The following is a 26,557-nucleotide window of genomic DNA, read 5'->3' on the forward strand; positions in this document are numbered from 1 at the left end:
GGCTTTTTTATGAAGGACGCCTTACTCTGCGTCCTTCTTGTTTGCCTGCCGGAATGCTTCCAACAGGCGGAACTCTTCCTTGCTCAAGGACCGACCGGACAACAGGTCGGGCCTGCGTTGCTCCGTGCGCCCCAGCGACTGCTGCAGACGCCAGCGCCGGATCTCGGCGTGATTGCCCGACATCAACACCCCGGGCACGGACAAACCCTCGTACTCGACCGGACGGGTGTAGTGCGGGCAGTCCAGCAAACCATCGACAAAGGAATCCTCGATTGCCGAATCCCCGTCGTTCAGCGCGCCCGGCAACTGCCGGATCATCGCATCAAGCAATACCATTGCCGGCAACTCCCCCCCCGAAAGGACGAAATCACCCAGCGAAATCTCTTCATCCACGCAACGCTCGATGAGGCGCTGATCCACCCCCTCGTACCTTCCGCACAACAGCACCAGCGACGGCTCAGCCACCAGCTCAAGCACGCGGGCATGATCCAGCGGCCTGCCCTGCGGAGACAGATAGATCACCCGGCCTGCACAGCCAACGGACTCGTGCTGCCGCGCCTTCGCTGCACCGATGGTCTTTTCCAGCGGCCCGGGCAACATCACCATGCCAGGCCCTCCCCCATAGGGGCGATCATCCACGGTGCGGTGACGATCCTCGGTGAAGTCCCGCGGATTCCAGCAGTGAAGTTCGTACAGAGTCCGGTCCTGCGCTCTTCCGGTCACCCCGAAACCCGAGAGGGCATCGAACATTTCCGGAAACAGCGTGACGACGTCGTAGGCTCTTCGCCCCGGCGCAACCGTCACCAGTCGGCTTCCCACTCGACCCGGATGATCCGCGACGGCATATCCACCGTCGTGACGTAACTCGCCACAAAGGGGATCAGACGCTCGACATCGCCATCCTGCACCTGGAGCACATCATGGGCCCCCGTGGACATCAGGCCGCTTACCGTACCGAGCAGAACACCGGAAGCATTGCGCACTTCAAGGCCGACAAGATCGGCCCAGTAGTACTCGTCGTCAGCCGGCTTGGGCAACGCATCCCGCGGCGCCGCCACGTAATACCCGGCAAGGGCTTCGGAGCCATTGCGGTCGGGCACTTCGTCAAAAGACGCGATCAGGTCGCCCTTGCCGTGTTCCTGGCAGGCCTTCAGGGAGTACTCGACCCACTCCGAACCATCAGGATCAGTGCCGAGCCACCACCGGGACATGCCTCCCCACGACAGGGGGTCATCCCCGAAGGGATGTACGCGGACCCAGCCCTTCACGCCAAACGGGGCAACGATCCTCCCCAGCACGATCATCGATCGGTCACTCACGTAAAAAGCCGGGCCTGAAGTCTGCCTGATCCGCTCAGGCAGCAGCCTTGGCGGACTGCTTGACCAGGCGGGAAACGGTTTCGGACAGCTGGGCGCCGTTGCCTTCCCAGTGAGCCAGACGCTCGGCGTTGATCACCAGGCTGGCGGCATTGCCGGAAGCAACCGGGTTGTAGTAACCGATGCGCTCGATGAAGCGGCCATCGCGGCGATTGCGGGAATCAGCGGCGACGATGTTGTAGAAAGGGCGCTTCTTGGAGCCGCTGCGGGCAAGACGAATAACAACCATGACGTGTTCCTGATCCGATGGAATGGAAAAACATTGGATATTAAATTATGAACGGCAAAACAGCAAGGCGAACACGGCAAGTCAGAGCAGCATGAGCCGATTTGCCGCGAACAGCCGCCATACAGACAGGACACACTCATAAAGTGTGCCGAACGCGGCACATGGGACAGGGATTTATTTACAATACCGCCTCGCCCCAGAGACTTAGCAGGCAATGAGCGCCGCAGACCCCCACCTCTCCGATCGAATGGCTCCGGTTCTCGACTGGCTGGCATCCCCGCTAGTTGACGACCCCGACCTGGAACTGGCATCCCTCGTGCGCCACCTCGACGAGCTCGGCAGCTCGGAGTCCAACCGGGGGCAACTCAAGCGCTGCCTCGAACCGCTGTACGCCCGCAGCATGGCCATCAGCCGCCTCTTCCGGGGGCGCCTCGCCGCAGCCACCCTGCCGCTGACCATCGGCCTGCATCGCTCGGCAACCCGCATGCTGGCAGCACTCGGCAAAGTAGCCGCAGCGCATGAAGAGGTTCTTTCCGAGACGCACCACCGGCTGGCCCGCTCCCTGCGCCGCAACCCGTCGATCATCAGCGCCAGGGCCATCGAACTGCTCGCAGAGCAGTTCACCATTGCCCACCTGTCCGGCAGCAGCGCGCCCTTCGAGTTCTGGCTGCGCGCCCACGCCGTCTTCAACGCCGCCGACCCGCTCGCCGGCGACAAGGGGGACGATGCGGTCGAGGGCATCCTGGCTGCCTACAAATACCTGCTGGCCTTGTCTGCCGCCCATCCGGCGGGCCTCACCGGGCGCGAGATCACCTGGCTGGCCGACTATCTCGCCAGCAATGTCAGGGCCACCTCCATCCGCCACTCCCCCCCGGGAGAGGATGAGCTGGGCTGGTTCTGGGTCGACCCCGACCAGGACACCCCCCCCATCTCCATCCATCGCCGCCCTCCCCCTCCCGTGGAAGGCTTGCTGTACTTTTCCGGCGAAGAACTCGCCCGACGGGCCACCTGCCTGATCGATCAGCTCGAGGGCGATGAGCCGCCCTCGCCGGACACCCACCCCGGCATGGAACGCCACGAAGTGGCCACCCTGCTCAGGCGCGTCCGCGAGTACTGGGCATGCCCGCCGCACCGTGAGCACTCGCGGCGGCGCAACCAGTATTCGGTCCAGGTGTGCTGCGGCCTGGACAACATCTGGAAGATGCTCCGGGAGCCCGGTTCAAGTCGCCAGTCGGCTCACGCCAGCGAATGGATGGTGGTCAACGAAAGCCCCACCGGCTACGCCATCATGCAGGTTACCGCTGCGGCCGCCACACTCAATGCCGGCATCGCCATCGCACTGCGCCGGGACGATGAAGAACCCTGGACTCTCTGCGTGGTGCGCTGGATCCGCTCGGAAACCCCGGAACAGGTCGAACTCGGCCTGCAGGTCATCGCCAATTCGGCCAAGCCGGTGACGGTGGGCTTCCGGAACGCCAACCGTCCGCGCGCCATGAGCCCCGCCCTGGTCCTGCCGCCGATCCAGGCCGCAGGCCGGCAGCAGGCCATCCTTGCGCCAGCAGGCACTTACAGCGCCCGCCGCTTCATGTTGGTGTCGGACACCAATCGCCTGTATGTCGCGCAAGGCCGCCTGCTGAGTCTCGACATGCAGACTGCGGCCGTCGAGCTGTTCCAGTACGAAATCGACCCTTACCCGCTCTAGCCAGCCCCACCCGCCGCCTGCCCAAGCCCCCGCAACTGGCTCAGGGGCAGGCGGGCAGTTTCGTCGAAGCCCTTCTGAAGACGCTCCCAGACTTCTGCGACCCGCTCCTCGCCCGGGCTGCAGCCAGACGCAGCAGGCACCCGCCCCAAGCCGAACAGCCTGACCAGTTCGGCCAGCGGCAAGCTCTCCGCCGACCTCGCCAGCAACCAGCCGCCTGTATCACGCCTGGCTACGATCCCCTCGGACGCCAGCACGCCGAGTATGTCGCGCACCTCCTCATGCCCCACCCGCGCGGCGTCGGCCAGCAACTCCACGCTGCGGCACCCGCCTTCTGCCTGCGCCTCCGCCAGTTCCCTGGCGATCAGCAAGGCCACATACAGCCGGCGCCCCGGGAATTCGGGCAAAGGCCGGCGCCGCAGGCTACGCTCAGGCAGCACCGCCGCAACGACCGCGCCCAGCAAGATGATCAACCAGGACAAATAAAGCCAGAGCAGGAAGATGGGCAGCACCGCAAAAGCCCCGTAGACCAGGGTGTAGCTCGGGAAATGCACCAAGTACAGGCCGAAGAGACGCTGCATCACAAAGAAGCCCAGCGCCGCCAGCAAACCTGCGAGAGCTGCGTCCCGGGGACGGACGGTGCAGTGGGGCACCGCAAAGTAGAGAGAGCCGAAAAGGCCTGCCAGCAGCATGACGGAGATCACACGAAAGCCCGCCACCTCCAGCCAGGCTGGCTCGTTCATCAGATCCATCGAGGCCGTCAGCATCACGCTGGCCGCCAGCACGCCTCCTGCCAGGAACAGCGGCCCCAATGACAGGACCACCCAGTAAGCGGCAAGCCGGGTGGCCCAGGGCCTGCCCCCCGGAACCCGCCAGATCTGGTTGATGACCTGATCGATCGTCCGCATCAGCATGAGCGCGGTAAAGATCAGCACCACCCCGCCGACGATGGTGAGATTGGTGGCCTTCTGGCTGAACTGCAGCGCATAGGTCGCAATGACCTTGCCGGCCTTGTCGGGCAGCAGGTTGTCGAGCAGGAAGCCCCGGAGGACCTCGGCAAACCGCTGGGACTGGGGAAAGCGGCTGAACACCACCACCACCAGGGTGACGAACGGCACCAGGGACAGCAGCGAGGTGAAGGCCAGGCTCCCCGCCACCTGGGCACAACGCCCTTCCTTGAAGCGCCTGACAACGGCCTTGGCAAGGAGGGGACAGGAACGGAGCCAGGCGCGCTGACGCCGTCCGGGATCAAGCAGGGAGTTCATTTACGTATAATGCCGTTCCGCATCAAAGGCCCTTGTTCATGCAGGAAATTCTTGTCCTCTATTACAGCCATCGAGGCTCTGTCCGGGCCCTGGCCGAAATGATCGCCCAGGGGATAGACAGTGTCCCCGGTGCCGCCGCCCGGCTTCGCACCGTCCCCCGCATCTCTGCGGTGTGCGAGGCCACCGAGCCCGACATCCCGTCCACCGGCGCCCCCTATGCCGAGACACAGGATCTGGAAGAGTGCATCGGCCTTGCCCTCGGCAGCCCCACCCGTTTCGGCAACATGGCCGCACCGATGAAGTATTTTCTCGACAATACGGCCGGCCCCTGGCTGTCGGGCGCCCTGGCCGGCAAACCGGCCTGCGTGTTCACCTCCACGGCCAGCCAGCACGGCGGCCAGGAAAGCACCCTGCTCTCAATGATGACGCCCTTGCTCCACCACGGCATGCTGCTCGTCGGCCTACCCTTCTCGGAACCCGACCTGACCCGCACCCGCAGCGGAGGCTCGCCTTACGGCGCCACCCACTGGGCTGGCAAGGACGACAACATCCAGCTCACCGACGAGGAAAAGCGCCTCGCCACCGCCCTCGGCAAGCGCCTTGCCGAAACCGCCCTCAAACTCCACGCCCGATGAAACCCAAGACTCTCGCCCTGATCGCCAGCATCACGCTGGTGGCCCTGATTGCCCTGTGCCTCGCCTGGGAGACCCTCCTGGCCCCCCTGCGCCCGGGCGGCTCCTGGATGACGCTCAAGGTCCTGCCGCTGATGGGCGCCCTGTTCGGCATCCTGCGCGGCACCCGCTACACCTATCAGTGGAGCTCGATGATGATCCTGCTCTATCTCACCGAAGGCGTGGTGCGCACCAATGATGCGGCCCCCGGCAACGCGCTGGCGCTGGCGGAGGCCGTGCTGAGCGTGATCTTCTTCATAGTCGTGGTGCTGTACGCCCGCAACACCGCACCGTCCCGCCTGGCCCAGGCTGCCCGCAAGGACGCCTGAGCCGCAACCCGCAGGCCTCAAACCTGCGGGTTCATCCTCTCCACGCCAGCCTCGATCTTGTTGAGCGCGTTGAGGTAAGCCTTGGCGGACGCCACGATGATGTCGGTATCCGCACCCTGACCATTGACCACCCGCCCATCCTTCGACAGGCGCACGGTGACCTCGCCCTGCGCGTCGGTGCCGGTGGTGATGGCATTCACCGAATACAGCAGGAGCTCGGTGCCGCTGTTGGCCACCACCTCGATGGCCTTGAAGGCAGCATCCACCGGGCCCGAGCCGCAGGATTCGGCCTTGGCTTCCGCACCGCCCACCGACAGCGTCACGCGGGCACAAGGCGTTTCACCCGTTTCAGAATGAAACGAGGAGGACACAAGCCGGAAGTGCTCCTTCGGCTCGGAGCTTTCGTCGCTCATCAGGGCCTGCAGGTCTTCGTCGAAGATTTCGTGCTTCTTGTCGGCCAGCTCCTTGAAGCGGGCAAAAGCATGATTGAGCTGCTCTTCCGACTTGATCTCCACGCCCAACTCCTGCAAGCGGGAGCGGAAGGCGTTGCGACCGGAGTGCTTGCCCATGACCAGCTTGTTGGCGCCCCAGCCCACATCTTCGGCGCGCATGATCTCGTAGGTCTCGCGATGCTTCAGCACGCCGTCCTGGTGAATGCCGGATTCGTGGGCGAAGGCATTGGCCCCGACAATCGCCTTGTTCGGCTGCACCGGAAAGCCGGTGATGCCGGACACCAGCTTGGAGGCTGGCACGATGTGGGTGGCGTCGATGCGGGTATCACACAGGAAGATGTCCTTGCGCGTACGCACGGCCATCACCACCTCTTCGAGGGAAGCGTTGCCGGCGCGCTCGCCAAGGCCGTTGATGGTGCACTCGACCTGACGGGCACCGGCCCGCACGGCCGCCAGAGAGTTGGCCACCGCAAGTCCAAGATCATTATGGCAATGCACCGACCACACCACTTTGTCGGAATTGGGCACCCGCTCGATCAGGCTGCGGATGGTGGCGGCGAACTGCTCGGGAACGTTGTAGCCAACGGTATCCGGCACATTGATCGTGGTTGCCCCGGCCTTGATCACGGCCTCGAAGATCCGGCACAGGAAATCGATGTCGGAACGCCCGGCATCCTCCGCGGAGAACTCGATGTCACTGGTGTACTCGCGGGCCCAGCCGATCGCCTTCACCGCCTGCTCGACCACCTCGTCGGGCGTCATGCGCAGCTTCTTCTCCATGTGGATCGGGCTGGTGGCGATGAAGGTATGGATGCGGCCGGATGCGGCCGGGCGGATCGCCTCGCCAGCCCGACGGATGTCGTTCTCGTTGGCGCGAGCCAGGGAACAGACGGTGGACTCCTTGATCGCCTCGGCCACCGCCTTGACCGCCTCGAAGTCGCCGTTGGAGGCAGCCGCAAAACCGGCCTCGATCACGTTGACCTTCATGCGCTCGAGCTGGCGGGCGATGCGCAGCTTTTCATCCCGGGTCATCGATGCGCCGGGGCTTTGTTCACCGTCACGCAAGGTGGTATCGAAAATGATGAGCTGGTCGTTCATGATGGGCTCCCGCCGGATTCCTTGTTATTGGATTTGAGCGCAGACCCGGCGTTCAATGCCGGACGCGCAGGATGTCAGAAAGGATCGCCGTGCCACCGGTGCAAGCCCCCGGCAGCACGGGAAGGGTTTCGACTATAGATCAGTCTTTTCGGGTGCAGCAACCGCCCTGCTCCGCCGCCCCTTGAGCCAACCCCAGGCCCCCAGCACATAGCCGGACACCGCATAGCACAGGAACAGCCCGAACAGGACGCCCGGCGGGTAGCTGGAAACCAGCAGGAAGCCCAGCACGAAGGCGATGATGACGATGAAGGGCACGCTCTTGCGCAGGTTGATCTCCTTGCCGCTGTAGAAGAGCACATTGCTCACCATCGACACACCCGCAAAGATGGTCAGGGCGCAGCCGTACCAACGCACATCCGGGCCGGCAATGCCGTTGTCGATCACCACCCACACCAGACCAGCCACCAGCGCAGCCGCCGCCGGGCTCGGCAGCCCCTGGAAGTAGCGCTTGTCGATCACGTCGATATTGGTATTGAAGCGGGCCAGGCGCAGGGCCGCACCAGCACAGTAGATGAACGCAGCCATCCAGCCGAGCTTGCCCATCCCCTTGAGGGCCCATTCATACATGATGAGCGCCGGCGCGGCACCGAAGGACACCATGTCCGACAGAGAGTCGTATTCGGCCCCGAACGCGCTCTGGGTACGGGTCAGGCGTGCAACCCGACCATCGAGCCCGTCCAGCACCATTGCAATGAAGATCGCCACGGCGGCCTGCTCGAACAAGCCGTTCATGGCCTGGACGATCGCATAGAAGCCTGCAAAGAGCGCTGCTGTCGTAAAGAGATTCGGGAGAATGTAGATCCCCCTGCGGCGCCGTTCCGGGTTGAGCAGGGGTTTACGGGAATGCTGATCGGCCATGGAGGGGACGATGGATGAAATCGGTCTGGATTGTACCGCAGGACACCGGAGCAGACCCGAAATCGCGGCAAGGTCAGCCAGATAATCTGAGTCCGCGCCTCCGCGCCGTTTAACGGGCGCACAGTAAAAAGGGCGCTCAACGCGCCCTCCACTGCTCCGGTCCGGTCGCGCTCAGCGCTCGAGGAACTTGAGCTTGTCCTTCACACCACGCCAGTCATCCGCATCCGCCGGCGGCTCCTTGCGCTCCACAATGGGAACCCACTTGGCCGAGAGCTCGGCATTCAGGGCGATGAAGCCCTGCTGATCGGCCGGGACATCGTCCTCGGCAAAAATCGCCTCCGCCGGGCACTCGGCGACGCACAGCGTGCAGTCGATACACTCCTCCGGGTCGATCACCAGGAAGTTGGGACCCTCACGGAAGCAATCCACCGGGCACACGTCAACGCAATCGGTGTACTTGCAGCGGATGCAGTTTTCGGTAACAACATAGGTCATGGGGCAAACTCCTGTTCTATCTAGTAAGCCCGCAGCAGCCCCGGTCAGACGGGCGACCAACTGCGCAGGCAAGATGTCCACAAGCCGGAAATATACCCGATCCGGTAGGCTACAACCTACCCGACTACCGCATCCGGTGCGGCCAGACCCAGCATGGGCTGCACTTTCGGCACCACGAAACCCGGCCTGCGGCGAGAAAATCGCTTTTCTTGCCAGACAATATTCGCTAGGATCGGACATCTCTTACCCTGTCGATCGGATCGTGGGCTGCAACGCCCCGCGCCAGCCAGGCGCCCCATCCAACGACCCCAGCCCCCCCTGAATGCGAGGAATCATGAGCGAACATATCCATTACGTCACCGATGCAAACTTCGAAAGCGAGGTTCTGCAGTCCGCCAGCCCCGTGCTGGTCGATTACTGGGCAGAATGGTGTGGTCCCTGCAAGATGATCGCCCCCATCCTCGACGAGGTCGCCAAGGAATACGGCGGCAAGCTCAAGGTTGCCAAGCTGAACATCGATGAAAATCAGGAAACCCCGGCCAAGTACGGCATCCGTGGTATCCCCACCCTGATGCTGTTCAAGGGCGGCAACATCGAAGCGACCAAGGTCGGCGCCCTGTCGAAGTCCCAGCTCGCGGCCTTCATTGACAGCCATCTGTAATAGGGATACCCTCCCGGTCAAGTTTTAGCGGCGCCCTCCGGGCAAGCCATCCGGCAACCCCGGCGCCGCTCAGCAGTCAGAGCAGACATCTCGACGCGCTCCGCTGTTTCCCCACCTTTATTTTCCCCCTCCCCCCACCGCTGCCTGCCATGCAACTCTCGGAGCTCAAGTCCCTCCACGTCGGCCAATTGCTTGAAATGGCCATTGCCAACGACATCGAAGGCGCCAACCGCCTGCGCAAGCAGGAACTGGTCTTCGCGCTGCTGAAGAACCGGGCCAAGAAAGGCGAGCCGATCTACGGCGATGGCGTGATGGAGGTACTGCCGGACGGCTTCGGCTTCCTGCGTTCGCCCGATACGTCCTATCTTGCCGGCACCGACGACATCTATGTCTCTCCCAGCCAGATCCGACGCTTCAACCTGCACACCGGCGATACGGTGGAAGGCGAGATCAGGACCCCCAAGGATGGTGAGCGCTACTTTGCCCTGGTCAAGGTGGACAAGGTCAACTTCGAACCCCCCGAGGCCTCGAAGCACAAGATCCTCTTTGAGAATCTGACCCCCCTCCACCCCAATCAATGCCTCAAGCTTGAGCGGGACATCCGGGGCGAAGAGAACATCACCTCCCGCGTGATCGACATGATCGCGCCGATCGGCAAGGGGCAGCGCGGCCTGCTGGTGGCACCTCCGAAGAGCGGCAAGACGGTCATGCTGCAGCACATCGCCCACTCCATCACGTCCAACCATCCGGACGTCGTGGTCATCGTGCTGCTGATCGACGAGCGCCCCGAAGAAGTAACCGAAATGCAGCGTTCGGTGAAGGGCGAGGTTGTCGCCTCCACCTTCGACGAACCCGCCATCCGTCACGTCCAGGTGGCCGAGATGGTCATCGAAAAGGCCAAGCGCCTGGTGGAGCACAAGAAGGATGTGGTCATCCTGCTGGACTCCCTGACCCGTCTGGCCCGTGCCTACAACACAGTCGTGCCCGCATCCGGCAAGGTGCTCACCGGCGGTGTGGACGCCAACGCCCTGCAGAAGCCCAAACGCTTCTTCGGCGCAGCCCGCAACATCGAGGAAGGTGGCTCCCTGACCATCATCGCCTCTGCGCTGATCGATACCGGCAGCCGCATGGACGACGTGATCTACGAGGAGTTCAAGGGCACCGGCAACATGGAAATCCATCTGGATCGCCGCATGGCCGAGAAGCGCGTGTATCCGGCAATCAACGTGAACCGCTCGGGCACCCGCCGCGAAGAACTGTTGCTCAAGTCGGACATCCTGCAAAAGGTCTGGGTGCTGCGCAAGTTGCTGTATGGCATGGACGACATCGATGCAATGGAGTTCCTGCTCGACAAGATCAAGGCGACGAAGAACAACGGTGAATTCTTCGACGCCATGCGCAGGGGCTAAGCCTTTGCCAGGAGGGATTGCTGGTGGATTGCCAGCCTCCCCTTCACTTGCTTTGCAGTTCAAACATTTTCGACCGCCGTCTGGTCATTGACTCGGCCGGCAGTTACAATGCGCGCCGCTTGCGGACGTGGCGAAATTGGTAGACGCACCAGATTTAGGTTCTGGCGCCTTTGGCGTGAGAGTTCGAGTCTCTCCGTCCGCACCAAGACGCGCATTTGATCATCACCTGAGCTGAGATTGCTTCGTATTGAACACAAAGGGCGCCTTTCCAGACTGTGTAAAAACCTTCTGCTGGCCCGGTTGAATAAAAACGCCTCGCGAAGTTTGCGAGGCGTTTTGTTTTTTGGTGGTGTTATGGCGCGCTACTGCCGTCAGGCCTGAGCGAGTTTGCCCATCAAGGCAGGAATTCCGAGAACATTGCTCACTCGCTTGAAGTTATGGGCGAGCACCGCCACGGCCATCTCGCCACCCACGCTGCGCAAGCCCCGGACAAGGAGCCGTCCGTTGCCGAAGATGCGCTCCTTCAAATTCCCAAAGAGGTGTTCGACGCTGGCCCGGCGCCGTTTCATCATCTCCGGATGGGCCAGATGACCCGGACCAGGCGATCCTCCGGGGTCAGTTCATCCAGTGAAACAGGGAACAGCGCTCCCTGCGATCTCTCTTCGCCCTGTACAAAGCCCATGAGCAACAATGCCCGCCATCTTTCGACGGCGGGCATCGTCTCAACTGGCTTGCCCGACAGACGGATTTTTTCACTGTCAGTTGCACGCCCTTTGTGTTCTCGGAGCGGAATTACCGTAGCGGCACTTACTGGCCGATGATCCGCCAGTTGAGCACACGCGGGTCGGTCAATCCACCGATCTGGCTACCGAGAATGGAAGCACCGACGGTCGGATCCGCCGACGACCCCAGCAGACGGATAGTATTGCCGATCCGCACCAGTCTTGCTCCTACCACACCGGTCGGAGAACTCACCATTTCCACCGGTACGCGAACCCCGTTTTGAATCCGTCCGAAAGCCGTCTTGGCCGACTCGTAGTGCACTGCATAGGCAGTACTTTGACCTGCAGGATTGCACTTATCCTGATTCATCAAGGTACCGATCCAGGCAATGATCCCTTCATTGGCCTGCGGATGGGTAGTGATCTGCTCCCGGTAGTTGCCACTGACACCGGAGAGATCATAGTACCAGCCCATGGGCTCATCGGAATTCCGGATCATGCCACTAATCAGGCTCGTCACCGCCGTCATCTTGTTCCGTTCGAATGGGAACGAAACACCACTGGGTAATGGATTACCGGCCCCGCTCTCGGTTGAATAGGGGCTACTCACGGTACCATCACGCAGCGCATAAAAGGTCTGCTGTTGCGTGTTATCCCGATCATCGGTGTGCAGCAAGCGCCCTGTACCCACAAATACATAACGGGCCAGGCTTGGCGCAATCTCCGGCAAGATCACAGTAGTGATCGGTTGAGGAACCCCCTCCCCATCGGTCAACCTGGCAATGGGGAGGGTGGGAGCGGGCACGCTCACCGTCGGGCTGGTGAAATCCATGCGCCAGACATTGCCCAGCAGATCCCCGACATACAGGCTCTCCAGGGTCATGTCGGCATAGTCGGGCACATACCCGTTCGGATGCTCCAATCCGGCTGGACTCGTCGCCGAGCCCTGAGTGGTGTACACCCTGTGCAACAGGGTGCCATCCCTGGGATCCAGCACAAAGATCACACCCTTACCCTTCTTGCTGGCGTCCGAACCGAGATTGTTGTTATAGCCGCCAGCGACGATGACCACCCAACCCCACTTGGCCGTCTTGACGATCATCGGCCTACCAAACGTGAACCCGAGATCCTCGTGGGTGAACTCCCACAGCACCTTGCCCGCTACCGCAGACTCGGATGTCCAGGCCGACGGATCCGTCACATCAATCGCCACATAGCTGCGCCCCCCTTTACCCAGGCCCGTGACCAACAGGCTTCGCCAATCCGGCGTCGCCGATGCACTTGGCGTGACACCAGCGCGGGCAAAGTCTACATCGCGAACCATACCCGTCGCATTGACGTAGTAACGATGCTGATAGGCATTGTCGGCCAATGCCCTAAGACCACTTTCAACCGGCCGGCCATCGGGCCCTTGATAAACGGCGTTCGGCACCAGCGCAAACAGTTCCTGCCCTCCAGTGCTCGCCCCGTTTACCTGGGCATCGAAGGCATGCAGCATGCCGTCGTTGGCTCCCACGAACACTACCGGCTTGCGGGAGGCCTTGGCCGTCTTGAAGGCCGCATAGCCGGGATTATAGGCGTCGGAGTACACTCCGCTTGGTGGCCCCATGTAGATGGCCCCTGAATCAACAATGTCTCCCAGCGCGGAAGCACGGTAGCGGTAGGCCTTCCGCACCGTCAAGGTGGATTCATTGGTTGCATCACCGCGCAGATAATTGAGCACATTGGTCTGCTCGGTCGAAGTCCCCCCCAGAGTGGTCTTCTGGGCAGTCGACAAACTGGCCACCCTGAACGGAACGCCAACCAGCTTGCCGCTGGAGTTGGGTGCAAGGGTCACGATCCTGCGTCCGGAATCCCATCCGCTCCCTGCGACCATCGCATCGAGCTTGGCCGCCGCACTCCAAACCAGGTTGGATGAGATCTTGCCGGTATCCGCATCAATTGCAGTGATCTTGAGACCTTTCAGGTCGCCCGCCCAATACTGGGAGTCATAGGACGCCTGGAAAATGGCATCACTGGCAAAGCTCTCCGAGATCACCGATCCGGTCAGACCCACACCTGCCGCCGAACCGATCAGGGAATTGATCTGGCTGAAGGCCGAATTGAGGCCCGCCACCATCCGATCCGGATCGGATGCAGGGAAGTAAGCATCCGGGATGGCAGTACCCTTGTAAGTCTGCCCCAGTGCGTTCCACTCCCCATTGTCGGGCACCCCGTTGTTGTTCAGATCATTGAATGCCCCATACTTGGCGGCCTTCTGATACTGGTTATTTGCGTCCATCTCCGAATACTCGAGCGCATCCACCCAGAAGGTCTTGACCCTCATGTTCGAAAAATCGCTGCGCAAAGCCTTGGTATTGGCGGCGTAAGCCAGACCCGCAATATAGTCATAGGGCAAGCTGTAACCACTGATCTTCTTGGCCCAGGCATTGGCAGTCTCACCCGCAAACCTCTCGGCCGACACGGCCGGGTTCATTGCCGTGGAACTTCCGGACAGGTGACTGTCGCATCCAGACCCACTGCACGTGTTGGTGTCGCCGACACCGATGATGAACTGCTTCTGGCAAGTACCTCCCAGGTTGGCCGCGAACATCGGGTCCACCCAACTGGAGATCATCGGGAAATCGTCCTTGATGGCGGCCCGTTGGGTAGCCGACAAGCCGGAAGGCGGCGTCGTGTAGGCCGGTACGTTGCCGATCCCCTGGGGTCCCAGCAGGTATCGGAGTGCCACCGCGTACATCTCGCTGACGTTATCGTAGCGCTTGTAGTTCTTCGCCTTGTAACCAAAAAGATTGAGATAATTGATGGCCCCCGTGCGGCTCACATCCGCATCCCCTCCCTTGTCAGCAGGAAAGGGGTCCTGAGGGAAGGCACCTGTTTCGGTAATCTCCTTCTTGGTATCGCGGATCTGCGCCTTCACGACCGCGCCTTCCCAGGTCTGCAGCTTGTTGTCGTCCCCGTAGGTGGTGTTGTTGAGGTTCTGATAACCCGTCGCACCAAAACGCATACGGTTGATGTTCTTCTGGATCAGCCCTACCGGCTTGTACACCCACTTCGTCTTGTCCTCGCTGGTGTACTTCTGGCAATAGTATTGGTCGGGATACTCATGCTTGGTGGTATCAGTACCGTCACAGACCTTCACCCGCACCTGGTAGCTCACCGCTGTAGTGGATGCCGTATTGTTGGTGCTGTAGCTGAAATCGACGTTGATCCCCCGGCCATATACCCGGGCGACCAGATTTTTCGTTCCACTGGCCGCAAGCCCGGTGTACTTGGTGATGTTTGCGGCGACAATCGACTTGTCGGGGAAATTCGACAAGCCCCCCTGACTCCCGTCGGCCGACCACCATGCTTTCTTCAAGATGGTCGTGCCCGTAGCAGAGCCCGAAAAATCAAGGGGCAGATCCTCATCGCGAGTACCGCCTGTCATCGCCCAGCGAAAGAGGTCGATCACATGCATGGTGGCCCAGTTCATGTAACTCCCGGACCATTCCCCAGTGCATGTGTAATTGGTGCCTGTCGAATTGCCCGAGGGATAAAAATAGCCGCTTGTCGAGTTGCCTGAATACAGATAACACTTCCCCGGATCAAAATAGCCCAGATAGCGGCGCGTCGGCTCGAAATAGGGATCGGAGGAGGAACTGGCCGGCAAGGCCGTCACGCCATAGCCACCGGTACTGAAGTTCGCATGGCTGTGTGCTGTCGGAAACTCTACCGAGAGGGCCATCATCACGTTGGCGGGCACACCTTCCTGACTGGAAGGAATGGGCGAGTCTGCCAGCGGGGTATCAAGCGCCCAGGCCGTGGGCAGCATCGCCTGCCACAGGGCAATTGCAGTCAGAGCGCGGGCCATGCGCGTCCTCACCTGCCCGGATGGACCACCACTGGACAATGGAATGAATGCGTTCATGATTGATAATCCCATAGCGATGGCAGGCTCACTCCTGCCGGAAGGTCACGTTCCATTGGGCATAAGTCTGGGTATTGCGGGCCCCATCGGTCCGCACGGTCACCCGGTAGACGGGGGTTGCAACCGACCCCGCCTTCTCGGAGAACTGCTCCCCCCCTTTTGGGGAATAGGCCGAGAGAACGCAGTTGGCCTTGGAGGAAGGCCCGTAGGCATTGCACATGCGTTCGATCAGGAAGCGAACCTGATTACCATTGGCCACTACCGTTCCAGCGGTAAACTTTCCGTCGAACGCCGCCGTATCCTTGAGAATGACGGGAATGCCACTCGCGTCGGACTCAAGCAGACGCGGGTAAAAATTCAGGGTCTTCCAGGTACTCACTGCCGTGCAGGCCGTGCCGGTACCGGCAGGTGGAGGGCAACCCGCCACCGAATCCTGAGTGCCGACAAACGTTGCCAGCTTCATCTTTTCGAACGCTTTGTTGAGCCCCGCGGCCGAACTGTTCAGGGAGTCGCGCTTGAAACCGATATTGCCCGACAACAAAGCAGACGTATCGATGGAGCGCATCAGTGAAACCGAGCCCAGCATCATCACCACGAGTACGACCAGCACCACGGCCAGAACCGTTCCCTGCTGTCGTTGAATGTAAAGAGATCGCATGCTCGAACCCATCCGCTTCCGATTCATCAGATAACAGGCGGCACCCGCATATTGCGCAGGGAGATCACCCACTCGTAAACCTGGTACTGATATCGTTTCTCGGTGGACGACAAGGTGTAACTGAACTGGCGGGACGCCGCGAGATCCTGAAACAGATCAATGCTCGACACCACTGCATCGGTATTCACCGGCTGGGACGATCTGAGAACAACGGCAATCCTGATTGCCTTGATAAAACCGATCTTCTGCTGGGTGGCCGCTTTCCCATCCATCAGTTCGCCGATGGTCCAGCCGCTCTCTCCGGGGGAAACCCATTCGTCCACCGCATTGTCGTTGATGGTTCCCCCCACGCCATTGTCGAGGCCATAACGAACCTTCATCAGAAAGATGTTCTCTGCGATGACCTGAGAGTCATTGCGGTTGAGCAAATCGTACTGGACGAGTTCATTGTTGTCATTGACCCCGAACATCGAAAACCTGGGGTCCGCCCTGAGCCCCAGATGAAACGCAGCAGGGGCCTTTGCAAGAATGGACGAGTCGACATTTCCATAAGTCGTGCTGTTCAAAGGCACGGCCACATCAGGCACCTGAGCAACCTTCAACGCAAGCGTTGCATCGGTAAGTAGGGTGAACGGGGCAAACGTAGAGGCGGCCTGGACGATCCGGCAATCCCCCGGATCCCCCCCCAAGTCCTGCGGCGCGGCCAGGAACAGATCGTAATCGACTGCGTTCGCACTGCTCTTGAGCCCGATCCCCAGCGGCGGCGTTGGAGAGCCGACCAGCGAAGTCCCTGCCGGAGACGAAACGTTGAAGGGCTGGTTGGCAGATGCTGAATTTGCCGCCATGGTAAGGATCACGTCGGAGCCCGAAGCTCCCCCGCTCTGAACAGCCAGAGGCATGACCCGAAGCGTGGAGGGAACACTGGCGAATGGCGCTGGATAAGGCCCGCTCCTCGGCAACACGACATTGCTCGCGTAGGTCACCATGAGCCTACACCCCCACACCCGGGTACTCCGAGCCAAACCCGCCCCGGAGCCCTGCAGCGCCAGATCGAGACGCTGCGCGGCTATAGACGCGGACTGCACTGCATCCCCCGTTCCGGTCAGATTACGCCGGTACATTTCGCTTGATGAATAGGTATGCATGATCACCGTGGTAGCGATCAACCCAACCGCCACCCCGACCATCATTTCAACAATGCTAAGACCAGTCTGCCCGACCCGCGATGCAGGACGCACATGCTTCCGGTCAATACAGCAAGGTGCTGGTGACATACTTGCCCTCCGCCTGTTCCTTTTGCTTTGCCTTTTCCGCTGTAGTGCTGGACTCCTTGATTGACCCCGGCATGATCCAGGTCAGGGTAATAGTCACAGACATCGTGTCCAGCGCCGCCCCATTGGCAACCTCGACCTTCGCCGCTGCATTGGGCAGCTTGCTGGCCCCAACAACGCGGTCGTTGAACCACGCGTCCGTCGCCACGCCCTTGACACCCGTTGCGGAGTCATAGCCATACCGGGCCGCCACGTTCACCCGCTGATCCACCGACATCTTCGAGATCAACTCATCAACCAGAATCGCCGCTTCGGTGCGAAAACGGCTGTCGGTGGCAATCCGCGTGGAGGCCGCCTGGAAGCCGATCATCCCAAGCAACCCAAGGGAGAAGATCAGCAGGGCCACCAGCGCCTCCAGGAGCACGTAGCCGCGTAGGGTTCGCCTCGAATTCTTCATCGCATCTCCTACGCAGCCGGACACTCGGATGCGGTCAGGATGGGCTGGCAAGCCCGGGGGTCGCCGCTCGTCCTGGAGGGATCACACATTTTCACTGCGGCCCCCGGCGTCACGAAGACACAGTAAGCCACCTCCGCGCCGGAGCGGGTGACCCGAAAAATCTGCTTTCCCCCCACAGCAGAGCCCGTCAGATCCAGCACCCGACCCGATCCGTTGAAACGGACACCGGCAGGCCCCTGGAACGTGACACCGCTGGACAACTCCTTGGTTGCATGGCCATTCACGTAGCGATTTGCCGCAGCGGCATCCACCACCCGGATCGCCCAGTTGATGCCATTCTGCTTGGCGACCAGGCTGGCCACGCCCGACACGCTGGGCGTGCCATCGGTGAGGATGAAGTCCACCTCGGTATTGCGCCGGATCGCTTCGCCGATCGCCTGGCGCAGGCCGTTCTGGATCAGCTCCGACGCCGAGCTCACGGTCATCCGCTGGATCCACTGAGCCATCTGCGGCATCCCGATGCCTATCAGGATCGCCAGGATGACGACAGTCACCATCAGCTCCAGCATGGTGAAGCCGCGCTGGAGCGAACGCCTGGAGGTCAGCACGACGCCCCCTTGCTCATCAGCCAGCAACTGCCGCTGGTGCTGGGTGTGGCCGACTTCTTCTCGCCGCTCTCGTTGATCGAATACCAGAATCCGCTCATGCCGCTGGCCGACTTGCCGCTGATCTTCAGGGTGAAAGTGGTCGCCGTACAGGCAGGGTCATGGGCAATGGTGAAGGGCAGATCGGTGAACATGCCCGACAGATCAGGGCAGCTGCCATCATCCAGCTTGTAGGAGCGCTTGGAATTGAAGACCTGTTCCATGCGCACCTTGGCCTCGGACAGGCCTTCCACGCCCTGGGCGATCTTGCCGCGGATGATGTGATCGGTGTAGGCCGGCACGGCGATTGACGCGAGAATGCCGACGATCACCACCACAATCATCAACTCGATCAGACTGAAACCCTGGTTTTTTTGCATCTTTCATTCCTCCACTGTCAATATTCGGATGAAGTCCGGTCAAAGACCAGACAGTTGCGACAAGCGGGAAGCGCCTCCGGACAGACGGCTGCCGGCACTCACGACCAGCTGCACTATGCTTGACCATGGCTACCGCCAAGCCCGCCATCGCCCATGCCACCGCCCTCCCGACTACCGATTGCCTGCACGCTCTCGATACTGCTCCACATGCTGGTTCTGCTTGCCTGGCCCCTGGGGCCGGCAAGCCCGGGCGAGGCACGGGCCGTCCAGCGCCTGCAGGCCACCCTCAGCAGCCCGCGCGCCAGAGCCGGAGCGCCTGATGCGGCCGTGGCCAGCACCCTCCCCCCCCGCCCCGCGACGCCCTCTCTGGAAATACCGCCTCGCCAGGACGCGCCCACCGAAGCTCCCTCCGGCACGCAGCCAGACCCAGCCCCCGCGCCGGCACCGGCCTACTTCCCCTTCTCTGCCCTGAGCCGCCCCCCGGAACTGCTCACAGAGATCGGCCCTGACGACTGGCCACCGACACCGGGTGCACCGGCCGGGCAGCTTGCCATAGAAGTTGACATTGGCACGGATGGCCGTGTCATGAGGGTCAATCCGCTCTGCGAACCACAACTTTGCGAAGCGGGCGGGATCTACGGCGGCTTTATCATGGGATGGATATTCCGCCCCGCAGAAATCCACGACAAGGCTGTACCCAGCCGCATCCGTGTCGAAGTCGAGATCGGCGACACAAATGCCTCCGGCCTGCAGGCCGTGCCGGTCCCGCAGACTCAGGCGGCACCGCGCCAGTAGTCCGGCCGGCCAAAGACACTGCGCAGATGGTCTATCAGCAGGCGCACCCGCAGGGGCAGCCGGCGGTTCTGCGGAAACACCGCGTAGATCCCGGTGGCGGGCGCGGCGAAAAGGTCGAGCACCGACACCAGCGCTCCGCTCGCCAGATCCCGCTCCACCTCCCACATCGAACGCCAGGCCAGGCCGATGCCGCCCAGCGCCCACTCGTGCAGCACAGTGCCATCGTTGCACTCGAAGCGGCCCGACACCTTGATCGTACGCGTTCGCCCCGGCGCCTCCAGATCGGAAAAGACCCAGCCCCGCTGCGGGTCGAGCGACAGACAATCGTGCCGCGCCAGATCATCCGGAGTCAGCGGAACGCCATTGCGCGCCAGATAATCCGGGCTTGCCACCACCACGCGCCGGTTATCGGCAAGGCGTACTGACACCAGGCTGGAGTCGCTCAGCTCGCCGATCCGGATCGAGCAATCGACGCCTTCGTTGACCAGGTCCACCAGGCGGTCGCTGAGATCCAGACTGCAGGTCACCTCCGCATGGGCCGACAGGAAGTCCCGCACCAGCGGCGCCACGTGGCGCCGCCCGAAGCCGGCTGGCGCCGACACCTTGATGTGGCCGCTGGCCTTCACCCCGCCCAGGCTCACCGACGCTTCCGCATTGGCCAGATCGTTGAGGATGCGCTGGCAGTCCTCCAGAAAGGCACTGCCCTCGAAAGTGAGGCTCAGCTTGCGGGTGGTGCGCAACAGCAGCTTGACCCCCAACCGCTCTTCAAGCGCGTCGATGCGTCGCCCCATCATGGCCGGCGTCACGCCGTCGGCCCTGGCGGCGGCCGACAGGCTGCCCCGGGTGGCGACGCTGACGAAGGCTTCGATTTCCTTGAAGCTGCTCATTTAATACTCTTGGTAAAAAATCATTTGATTTTATTACATCTTCTTTTTTATTCAGTCATTGAATACACTGCAGCCCATCAAAGGTGGAGGAGACAGGATCCCGAGGGGCGCCACCGGACCACGAGTCCGGCAGAAGCGCCCCCGAGGAGCCACCCCAACCCCAACAGCTGAGCAAAGGTAGCAAGAGCATGGCCCATCCGCCCCGAATCCAGGCAGTCGCGTTCGACGCCTTCGGCACGCTCTTCGACGTCTATTCCGTCGGTCTGCTGGCCGAGCAGCTCTACCCCGGCAAGGGTGCGGCGCTGGCCGAGCTGTGGCGCAACAAGCAGATCGAGTACAGCTTCATCCGCAGCCTATCCGGCCGCTACAAGCCCTTCTGGGAGATCACCCAGGACGGCCTGCGCTTCGCGGCAGCCCGGCTGGGCCTCGAACTGGATGCCCATCGCTGCACCCAGTTGATGAACCAGTATGCCTGCCTGTCACCCTTTCCCGAAAACCTGGGCGCCCTGCGCAGCCTGAAGGCCGCTGGCGTGCCCACCGCCATTCTTTCCAATGGCACGCCCGACATGCTTGCGGTCGCCGTCAAGAGCGCCGGGATGGGCGGGCTCTTCGATCACGTACTGTCGGTGGATGCCGTGCATCAGTACAAGACCGCCCCTGCTGCCTACGGCCTCGGCCCGGCGGCCTTCGGCTGCCCGGCCGAGCGCATCCTCTTCGTCACCTCCAATTGCTGGGACGCAGCGGGTGCCAGCTGGTACGGGTACACCACGTTCTGGATCAACCGGGCCGGCCAGCCAAGGGAAGAGCTCGACTTCACCCCCAGTGCCACCGGCCAGACCATGGACGAGGTGGTGGACTTCATCACCCGGAGCCGCCACAAATGAGCCCCGCCGAGATCCTGCTGGTGGGCGGCGGCGCCTTCCTGGCCGGCGCCATGAACGCCATGGCCGGCGGCGGCACCTTCTTCTCCTTTCCCGCCCTGCTCGCGGCCGGCGTGCCGCCGGTGGTGGCCAACGCCAGCAACTGCGTGGCCCTGTGGCCGGCCAGCCTGTCCAGCGCCTGGGCCTACCGCAAGGAGGTGATGCGCCACCCGCGCTGGACGCTGCTGCTGGTGATCGCCGCCTTCATCGGCGGCATCACCGGCGGACTGCTCCTGCTGGCCACCTCCAACGCCGCCTTCGCCAAATTGATTCCCTGGCTGCTGCTGATCGCCACCGTGCTGTTCGCCTTCTCCAGCCAGGTCTCGCGCCTGGTGCGCAGCGTCAAGTCCCGCATCGGCCTCGGCGACCAGGCCCGGGGCACGCCCGGCGGTGTCGGCGGCCTGCTCTTCCAGCTCGCCGTGGCCATCTACGGCGGCTTCTTCGGCGCCGGCCTGGGCATCCTGACTCTCGCCGCGCTGGCCATCCAGGGTGTAGAGGACATCCAGGAGCTCAACGGCCTCAAGAACCTCACCTCCGCTGTCAACTACACTTTTGCGGCAGGCACCTTCATCATCGCGGGCGCCGTCAGCTGGCCCCACACGGTCCTGATGACCGCCACCGCGATGGCCGGTGCCCTGGCCGGCGCCGCCCTGGCCCGCCGCCTGCCGGCCCTGTGGCTGCGCCGCCTGGTGGTGGCCGTGGGCAGCACCCTGACCACCGTATACTTCGCCAAGACCTATTTTTAACCTTCATCACAAGGAGTCACCATGAGCCTCACCCTCCCCGCCGGCATGCAGATCAACGCCCCGCTTCAACCGGGCTACGAAACCATCCTCACTCCGGAAGCCCTCGAGCTGGTCGCCAAGCTGCATCGCGCCTTCGAGCCCCGTCGTCAGGAACTGCTCAAGGCCCGCGTCGAGCGCCAGGCTCGCATCGATGCCGGCGAGAAGCTCGACTTCCTGCCGGAGACCAAGGCCATCCGCGAAGGTGACTGGAAGATCGCGCCGCTGCCCAAGGCCCTTGAGCGCCGCCGCACCGAGATCACCGGCCCGGTCGAGGCCAAGATGATCATCAACGCCTTCAACTCCGGCGCTGACTCCTACATGACCGACTTCGAGGACTCCAACAGCCCGAAGTGGGACAACCAGATCCAGGGCCAGGTCAACATCTACAAGGCGATCCGCCGCGAGCTGTCCTTCAAGAACGAGAACGGCAAGGAATACAAGCTCAACGACAAGATCGCCACCCTGCAGATCCGCCCCCGCGGCTGGCACCTGGACGAGAAGCACGTCACCGTTGATGGCCAGCGCGTCTCCGGCGGCATCTTCGACTTCGCCCTGGTCTTCTTCCACAACGCCAAGGAGCAGATCGCCCGCGGCGCCGGCCCGTTCTACTACCTGCCGAAGATGGAAAGCCACCTCGAGGCCCGCCTGTGGAACGACATCTTCGTGATGGCCCAGGATCACATCGGCCTGCCCCAGGGCACCATCAAGGCCACCGTGCTGGTCGAGACCATCCTCGCCACCTTCGAGATGGAAGAGATCCTCTACGAACTGCGCAACCACTCCGCCGGCCTCAACGCCGGGCGCTGGGACTACATCTTCTCCTGCATCAAGAAGTTCAAGAAGAATCAGGACTTCTGCCTGGCCCAGCGCAGCGCCATCACCATGGAAGTGCCCTTCATGCGCGGCTACGCCCTGGCCCTGGTGCAGGCCTGCCACAAGCGCGGCGCCCCGGCGATGGGCGGCATGTCGGCCCTGATCCCGATCAAGAACGATCCGGAAGCCAACGAGAAGGCCCTGGCCGGCATCCGCCACGACAAGACCCGCGACGCCAACGACGGCTTCGACGGCGGCTGGGTGGCTCACCCGGGCCTCGTCTCGATCGCCGCCGAAGAGTTCCAGAAGGTGCTCGGCGACAAGCCCAACCAGTGGGAGAAGCAGGTGGACGGCAAGTTCGGCCCGGAGCAGTGGCTCGACTTCCGCCCCACCACCCCGATCACCGAAGCCGGCCTGCGCAACAACATCAACGTCGGCATCCACTACCTGGGCTCCTGGCTGGCCGGCAACGGCTGCGTGCCCATCCACAACCTGATGGAAGATGCGGCCACCGCCGAGATCTCCCGCTCCCAGGTGTGGCAGTGGGTGGTGTCGCCCAAGGGCATCCTCGACGACGGCCGCAAGGTCACCGTTGAAATGGTGCGTCCGATGATCGCCGAGGAGCTGGCCAAGGTGAAGGCCACCGTCACCGCCCAGGGTGAGGACACCGCCACCTACGACCAGGCCGCCGAGATCTTCGACCGCATGTCCCTGACCCCGGAATACCCGGAATTCCTGACCCTGCCGCTGTACGAGGCGATGGAGTAATAGCCCCCGCCCCGCTCCGGCGGGGCATTCGGAAAGCATGCAGGGGCGGCTTCAGCCGCCCCTGCGTCAATCTGCATCAATGCGCAGGCGGCGAATCACGCCTGCCGGCCCGCCAGTCCTTCTCGACGGCGCGCCAGAAGCAATCGACGGCCCGCCATTCCTTCTCGACGACGCGCCAGAAGCAATCGACGGCCCGCCATTCCTTCTCGACGGCGTGCCAGAAGCAATCGACGGCCCGCCATTCCTTCTCGACGACGCGCCAGAAGCAATCGACGGCCTGCCATTGCTTCTCGACGGCGTGCCGGAAGCAATCGACGGCCTGCCATTCCTTCTCGACGGCGTGCCGGAAGCAATCGACGGCCTGCCATTGCTTCAGGCACCGTCAACAAGACGTTCCAGCACCGCCACATCGGCACCGCGCACCCTCACACGCTTGCTGCGGGAGGTCTCGCCGCTCACCAGCTCCACCGCCGACTTCGACACCCCGCAGGCCTTGGCCAGGAAGGCCACCAGGGCGGCATTGGCCTTGCCATCGACAGGCGGGGCGGCGAGCCGGATCTTGAGGGCTTCGCCGTGCAACCCGGCTAGCTCGGTCTTCCTGGCACCGGGCTGGATATGCAGCGTCAGCACCACGCTGCCATCTGCCGCCCGGCTCAGCCACGTCATGTTCAGGCCAGCCCCACCAGCATGTACTTGCCCATGGCCAGCGCGCTGAGCAGCAACTGGACCAGCAGCAGCAAGGCGATAGGCGTCAGATCCACCCCGCCGATGGTCGGGATGACGCGCCGGAAGGGGCGCAGGAAGGGTTCCGCCAGCGCGTTGATGACACCGGCCATCGGCGCATGGGGATTGACCCAGGACAGCACCGCCGACATCAGGACCACGCCCATCAGCAAATACAGGGCGACCTTGCACAGCTCCAGCAGGCCGACGCCCCACATGACGAAGAGCAGGCTCAGCGGATCAGCAACACCGATGATGCCCCGCACCCCCAGGGCGACGAAGATCACCAGCACCTGCACGACCCAGGCCGGCAGCAGGCTGGCCAGATCCAGCCCGCCCAGGCCCGGGATGAAGCGGCGCAGGGGCAGCACCAGCCAGTCGGTGGTGGCCACCACGAACTGGCCGATGGGATTGCGGAAGGAGATGCGCTGCCACTGCATCACGAAGCGCGCCAACAGCACACCGGTCAATAGTCCGCCGAGGGTGTCGACGAGAGTCAGGAAAAGGCCTCCGAGCATGATCGACCCCGCTCAGTCCTGGCCGAGCTGTTCGCCCAGCTCGCGGCCACGTGCCTCGGCCGCCGCCACCGCACGGGTGACGATGGCCGGGAAGCCGTCGGCCGCGAAAGAGGCCAGCGCCGCCGCGGTGGTGCCGCCCTTGGAGGTCACCCGCTCACGCAGCACGGCGGGCGCTTCATCACTGTCGACGGCCAGCCGGGCCGCGCCCAGCACCGTCTCGAGCGCCAGCTTGCGGGCCGTCGCCTCATCGAAGCCGAGGGACTCGCCGGCCGCCTGCAGGCATTCGATGAAGTGGAAGACATAGGCCGGGCCGCTGCCCGACACCGCCGTGACGCCGTCGATCTGCGCCTCTTCCGGCACCCACACGGTGCTGCCGACTGCGTTGAGCACCCGGGCGGCAGCCTCGCGCCCCTCGGCGCCCACCGATGCATCCGCATACAAGCCGGTGATGCCCGCGCCGATCAGCGCCGGCGTATTGGGCATGGCCCGCACCAGGCGGGTATGGCCGCCCAGCCAGCGGCTGATGTCGGCCAGGCGCAGGCCGGCCGCAATGCTCACCACGATCTGCTGATCGAGACGGCCGGCCATCGGCGCCACCGCCACCTTCATCTGCTGCGGCTTCACCGCCAGCACCAACACATCGCAGGCCAGGGCCTGCTCGTCAAAAGCTTCCACGGCGCGCACGCCGAAGTCGCCCTGCAGCTTGCTCCGCCCCTCGGCGGACAACTCCACGACCTGCAGGTCTGCCGCGGCAAAGCCCTGCTTGACCAGGCCGCCGATCAAGGCCGCCGCCATGTTGCCGCCACCCAGGAAAGTGATCTTCATTGTGTCGATTCCGCCGTATTGATAGGAGCTTGATTGGAAAAAAGAAACCGTCAGGATGCCGCCGGCCCGGCCGTGCCCTGCGCCGGATAAGTGCGCGCACCGAAGATCGCCGTGCCCACGCGGACCATCGTCGAACCCTCGGCGATCGCCGCCTCCAGGTCATCGGACATGCCCATCGACAGGGTGTCCAGCACCAAGCCCTGCGCGGCGAGCGCATCGCGCAGCTGCCTCAACTGGGCAAAGCGCCGGCGCTGCAAGGCCGTGTCGGAAGTGGGTTCGGGAATCGCCATCAGGCCACGCAGGCGCAGCCGCGGCAATGCGGCAACCGCCAGCGCCAGCGCTGGCAGCTCGTCCGGCGCAACGCCGCTCTTGCTGTCCTCGCCGCTCACGTTGACCTGCAGGCACACCTGCAGCGGCGGCAGATGCACGTCACGCTGTTCGGACAGGCGCTGGGCAATGCGCAGGCGATCGATGGAGTGCACCCACGCAAAATGGTTCGCCACCAGGCGGGTTTTGTTGCTCTGCAGGGGGCCGATGAAGTGCCACTCGAGGCCCAGGCCGGCCAGCGCCTCGACCTTGGCCACACCCTCCTGCACATAGTTCTCGCCGAAGGCCTGCTGGCCGGCTGCCGCGGCACTGCGCACGGCCTCCGCCGGCCAGGTCTTGCTGACCGCCAGCAGCCTCACCTCATCCGCTGGACGACCAGCCGACCTGGCCGCTCCGGCGATCCGGGCGATGAGGTTTTGAAGGCGCTCGGATATGCCTGATTTATACTCTTCCAAAGCTTGATTCTGGGCAGTAAGGGCCGTTGAGTATAGCATCGGCCCCTTGCCCTCCCTTCCTGCCGGAACACCTGCCCGAACAACCCTGCCTGCCGCG

Annotated in this window: 28 protein-coding genes and 1 tRNA gene; 10 read left to right on the forward strand and 19 right to left on the reverse strand. The window is 62.9% G+C overall.

The window, feature by feature from the left end; all coding sequences use genetic code 11:
- Positions 1–21 precede the first annotated feature (21 nt).
- The 3 genes from trmD to rpsP are packed head-to-tail and all read right to left on the reverse strand — an operon-like array spanning position 22 to position 1,605.
- Positions 22–804 carry a tRNA (guanosine(37)-N1)-methyltransferase TrmD gene (trmD, locus tag HHL15_RS12605; RefSeq protein WP_328825034.1) on the reverse strand — a complete coding sequence of 261 codons (783 nt, stop codon included), beginning with the start codon at positions 802–804 and terminating at the stop codon, positions 22–24.
- Positions 801–1,304, reverse strand: coding sequence for a ribosome maturation factor RimM (gene rimM / locus HHL15_RS12610; protein ID WP_169146275.1), 504 nt, complete (start codon positions 1,302–1,304; stop codon positions 801–803). Before rimM ends, trmD begins: the two co-directional genes overlap by 4 nt.
- 49 nt (positions 1,305–1,353) lie before the next feature.
- On the reverse strand, positions 1,354–1,605 hold the full coding sequence (rpsP, locus tag HHL15_RS12615) for a 30S ribosomal protein S16 (protein ID WP_169146133.1): 252 nt from the start codon (positions 1,603–1,605) through the stop codon (positions 1,354–1,356).
- A 214-nt stretch (positions 1,606–1,819) separates the two neighbouring features.
- Here rpsP and HHL15_RS12620 point away from each other — a divergent pair, with 214 nt between their 5' ends.
- Positions 1,820–3,307 (forward strand): hypothetical protein, encoded by a 1,488-nt coding sequence (locus tag HHL15_RS12620; RefSeq protein WP_169146134.1) that lies wholly within the window; start codon positions 1,820–1,822, stop codon positions 3,305–3,307.
- On the opposite strand, the gene HHL15_RS12625 is transcribed toward HHL15_RS12620, so the two are convergent.
- Entirely contained in the window at positions 3,304–4,569 is a 1,266-nt protein-coding gene (locus HHL15_RS12625; RefSeq protein WP_169146135.1) for a YihY family inner membrane protein, read from the reverse strand. The genes HHL15_RS12620 and HHL15_RS12625 overlap by 4 nt on opposite strands.
- Before the next feature lie 38 nt (positions 4,570–4,607).
- On the opposite strand from HHL15_RS12625, the gene wrbA reads away from it, so the two are divergent.
- Both wrbA and HHL15_RS12635 read left to right on the forward strand, forming a co-directional pair.
- Positions 4,608–5,204, forward strand: coding sequence for an NAD(P)H:quinone oxidoreductase (gene wrbA, locus HHL15_RS12630; protein ID WP_169146136.1), 597 nt, complete (start codon positions 4,608–4,610; stop codon positions 5,202–5,204).
- Positions 5,201–5,569 (forward strand): DUF2069 domain-containing protein, encoded by a 369-nt coding sequence (locus tag HHL15_RS12635; protein ID WP_169146137.1) that lies wholly within the window; start codon positions 5,201–5,203, stop codon positions 5,567–5,569. The genes wrbA and HHL15_RS12635 overlap by 4 nt, the downstream gene beginning before the upstream one ends.
- Before the next feature lie 17 nt (positions 5,570–5,586).
- On the opposite strand, the gene HHL15_RS12640 is transcribed toward HHL15_RS12635, so the two are convergent.
- The 3 genes from HHL15_RS12640 to fdxA all read right to left on the reverse strand — a co-directional run bounded on the left by HHL15_RS12640 (position 5,587) and on the right by fdxA (position 8,532).
- Positions 5,587–7,119, reverse strand: a complete 1,533-nt coding sequence (locus tag HHL15_RS12640) for a 2-isopropylmalate synthase (protein WP_169146138.1) — start codon at positions 7,117–7,119, stop codon at positions 5,587–5,589.
- Between the two features lie 132 nt (positions 7,120–7,251).
- Positions 7,252–8,037: a CDP-diacylglycerol--serine O-phosphatidyltransferase gene (gene pssA, locus HHL15_RS12645; protein ID WP_169146139.1), complete on the reverse strand. Its 786-nt coding sequence runs from the start codon at positions 8,035–8,037 to the stop codon at positions 7,252–7,254.
- Positions 8,038–8,208: 171 nt separating this feature from the next.
- Positions 8,209–8,532, reverse strand: a complete 324-nt coding sequence (gene fdxA, locus HHL15_RS12650; protein ID WP_169146140.1) for a ferredoxin FdxA — start codon at positions 8,530–8,532, stop codon at positions 8,209–8,211.
- Positions 8,533–8,866: 334 nt separating this feature from the next.
- On the opposite strand from fdxA, the gene trxA reads away from it, so the two are divergent.
- The 3 genes from trxA to HHL15_RS12665 all read left to right on the forward strand — a co-directional run bounded on the left by trxA (position 8,867) and on the right by HHL15_RS12665 (position 10,807).
- Positions 8,867–9,193, forward strand: a complete 327-nt coding sequence (trxA, locus tag HHL15_RS12655) for a thioredoxin TrxA (RefSeq protein WP_169146141.1) — start codon at positions 8,867–8,869, stop codon at positions 9,191–9,193.
- Between the two features lie 149 nt (positions 9,194–9,342).
- Complete coding sequence (gene rho / locus HHL15_RS12660) at positions 9,343–10,602, forward strand: transcription termination factor Rho (protein WP_169146142.1); 1,260 nt, start codon at positions 9,343–9,345, stop codon at positions 10,600–10,602.
- Between the two features lie 121 nt (positions 10,603–10,723).
- Positions 10,724–10,807, forward strand: a tRNA-Leu gene (locus tag HHL15_RS12665).
- A 166-nt stretch (positions 10,808–10,973) separates the two neighbouring features.
- On the opposite strand, the gene HHL15_RS12670 is transcribed toward HHL15_RS12665, so the two are convergent.
- The 7 genes from HHL15_RS12670 to HHL15_RS26925 form a co-directional block, all read right to left on the reverse strand.
- Positions 10,974–11,174 (reverse strand): transposase, encoded by a 201-nt coding sequence (locus HHL15_RS12670; protein ID WP_169146143.1) that lies wholly within the window; start codon positions 11,172–11,174, stop codon positions 10,974–10,976.
- Positions 11,175–11,409: 235 nt separating this feature from the next.
- The gene (locus HHL15_RS12675) at positions 11,410–15,234 is read right to left on the reverse strand and encodes a pilus assembly protein (protein ID WP_169146144.1); all 3,825 of its coding nucleotides are present in this window, start codon (positions 15,232–15,234) and stop codon (positions 11,410–11,412) included.
- Positions 15,235–15,262: 28 nt separating this feature from the next.
- Complete coding sequence (locus HHL15_RS12680; protein ID WP_169146145.1) at positions 15,263–15,892, reverse strand: hypothetical protein; 630 nt, start codon at positions 15,890–15,892, stop codon at positions 15,263–15,265.
- Positions 15,893–15,918: 26 nt separating this feature from the next.
- Complete coding sequence (locus tag HHL15_RS12685; protein WP_169146146.1) at positions 15,919–17,082, reverse strand: PilW family protein; 1,164 nt, start codon at positions 17,080–17,082, stop codon at positions 15,919–15,921.
- A 58-nt stretch (positions 17,083–17,140) separates the two neighbouring features.
- Positions 17,141–17,620 carry a type IV pilus modification PilV family protein gene (locus HHL15_RS12690; RefSeq protein ID WP_169146147.1) on the reverse strand — a complete coding sequence of 160 codons (480 nt, stop codon included), beginning with the start codon at positions 17,618–17,620 and terminating at the stop codon, positions 17,141–17,143.
- A gap of 8 nt (positions 17,621–17,628) precedes the next feature.
- Entirely contained in the window at positions 17,629–18,228 is a 600-nt protein-coding gene (locus HHL15_RS12695) for a pilus assembly FimT family protein (protein ID WP_169146148.1), read from the reverse strand.
- Positions 18,222–18,644, reverse strand: a complete 423-nt coding sequence (locus HHL15_RS26925; protein WP_169146149.1) for a type IV pilin protein — start codon at positions 18,642–18,644, stop codon at positions 18,222–18,224. The genes HHL15_RS12695 and HHL15_RS26925 overlap by 7 nt, the downstream gene beginning before the upstream one ends.
- A 585-nt stretch (positions 18,645–19,229) precedes the next feature.
- Between HHL15_RS26925 and HHL15_RS12705 the strand changes: the two genes are divergently transcribed.
- Positions 19,230–19,439, forward strand: a complete 210-nt coding sequence (locus HHL15_RS12705; protein WP_169146150.1) for a hypothetical protein — start codon at positions 19,230–19,232, stop codon at positions 19,437–19,439.
- Here HHL15_RS12705 and HHL15_RS12710 read toward each other — a convergent pair.
- Positions 19,418–20,326: a LysR family transcriptional regulator gene (locus HHL15_RS12710; RefSeq protein WP_169146151.1), complete on the reverse strand. Its 909-nt coding sequence runs from the start codon at positions 20,324–20,326 to the stop codon at positions 19,418–19,420. The genes HHL15_RS12705 and HHL15_RS12710 overlap by 22 nt on opposite strands.
- A 188-nt stretch (positions 20,327–20,514) precedes the next feature.
- Between HHL15_RS12710 and HHL15_RS12715 the strand changes: the two genes are divergently transcribed.
- The 3 genes from HHL15_RS12715 to aceB are packed head-to-tail and all read left to right on the forward strand — an operon-like array spanning position 20,515 to position 23,612.
- Positions 20,515–21,210 (forward strand): haloacid dehalogenase type II, encoded by a 696-nt coding sequence (locus HHL15_RS12715; protein WP_169146152.1) that lies wholly within the window; start codon positions 20,515–20,517, stop codon positions 21,208–21,210.
- Positions 21,207–21,992, forward strand: coding sequence for a sulfite exporter TauE/SafE family protein (locus HHL15_RS12720; protein ID WP_169146153.1), 786 nt, complete (start codon positions 21,207–21,209; stop codon positions 21,990–21,992). The genes HHL15_RS12715 and HHL15_RS12720 overlap by 4 nt, the downstream gene beginning before the upstream one ends.
- Positions 21,993–22,013: 21 nt before the next feature.
- Positions 22,014–23,612 carry a malate synthase A gene (aceB, locus tag HHL15_RS12725; RefSeq protein WP_169146154.1) on the forward strand — a complete coding sequence of 533 codons (1,599 nt, stop codon included), beginning with the start codon at positions 22,014–22,016 and terminating at the stop codon, positions 23,610–23,612.
- Positions 23,613–23,984: 372 nt separating this feature from the next.
- Here aceB and HHL15_RS12730 read toward each other — a convergent pair whose 3' ends face one another.
- Genes HHL15_RS12730 through HHL15_RS12745 form a run of 4 tightly spaced genes read right to left on the reverse strand, consistent with a single transcriptional unit; the run spans position 23,985 to position 26,499 of the window.
- A complete protein-coding gene (locus tag HHL15_RS12730; protein ID WP_169146155.1) occupies positions 23,985–24,278 on the reverse strand; it encodes a DUF167 domain-containing protein in 294 nt (97 codons plus the stop codon).
- A gap of 2 nt (positions 24,279–24,280) precedes the next feature.
- Positions 24,281–24,853: a YggT family protein gene (locus tag HHL15_RS12735; protein ID WP_169146156.1), complete on the reverse strand. Its 573-nt coding sequence runs from the start codon at positions 24,851–24,853 to the stop codon at positions 24,281–24,283.
- A gap of 12 nt (positions 24,854–24,865) precedes the next feature.
- On the reverse strand, positions 24,866–25,678 hold the full coding sequence (gene proC / locus HHL15_RS12740; RefSeq protein ID WP_169146157.1) for a pyrroline-5-carboxylate reductase: 813 nt from the start codon (positions 25,676–25,678) through the stop codon (positions 24,866–24,868).
- 50 nt (positions 25,679–25,728) lie between these two features.
- The gene (locus HHL15_RS12745; protein WP_169146158.1) at positions 25,729–26,499 is read right to left on the reverse strand and encodes a YggS family pyridoxal phosphate-dependent enzyme; all 771 of its coding nucleotides are present in this window, start codon (positions 26,497–26,499) and stop codon (positions 25,729–25,731) included.
- Between the last annotated feature and the right edge of the window lie 58 nt (positions 26,500–26,557).

The organism is Zoogloea dura (genome assembly GCF_012927165.1).
Classification (GTDB): Bacteria; Pseudomonadota; Gammaproteobacteria; order Burkholderiales; family Rhodocyclaceae; genus Zoogloea; species Zoogloea dura.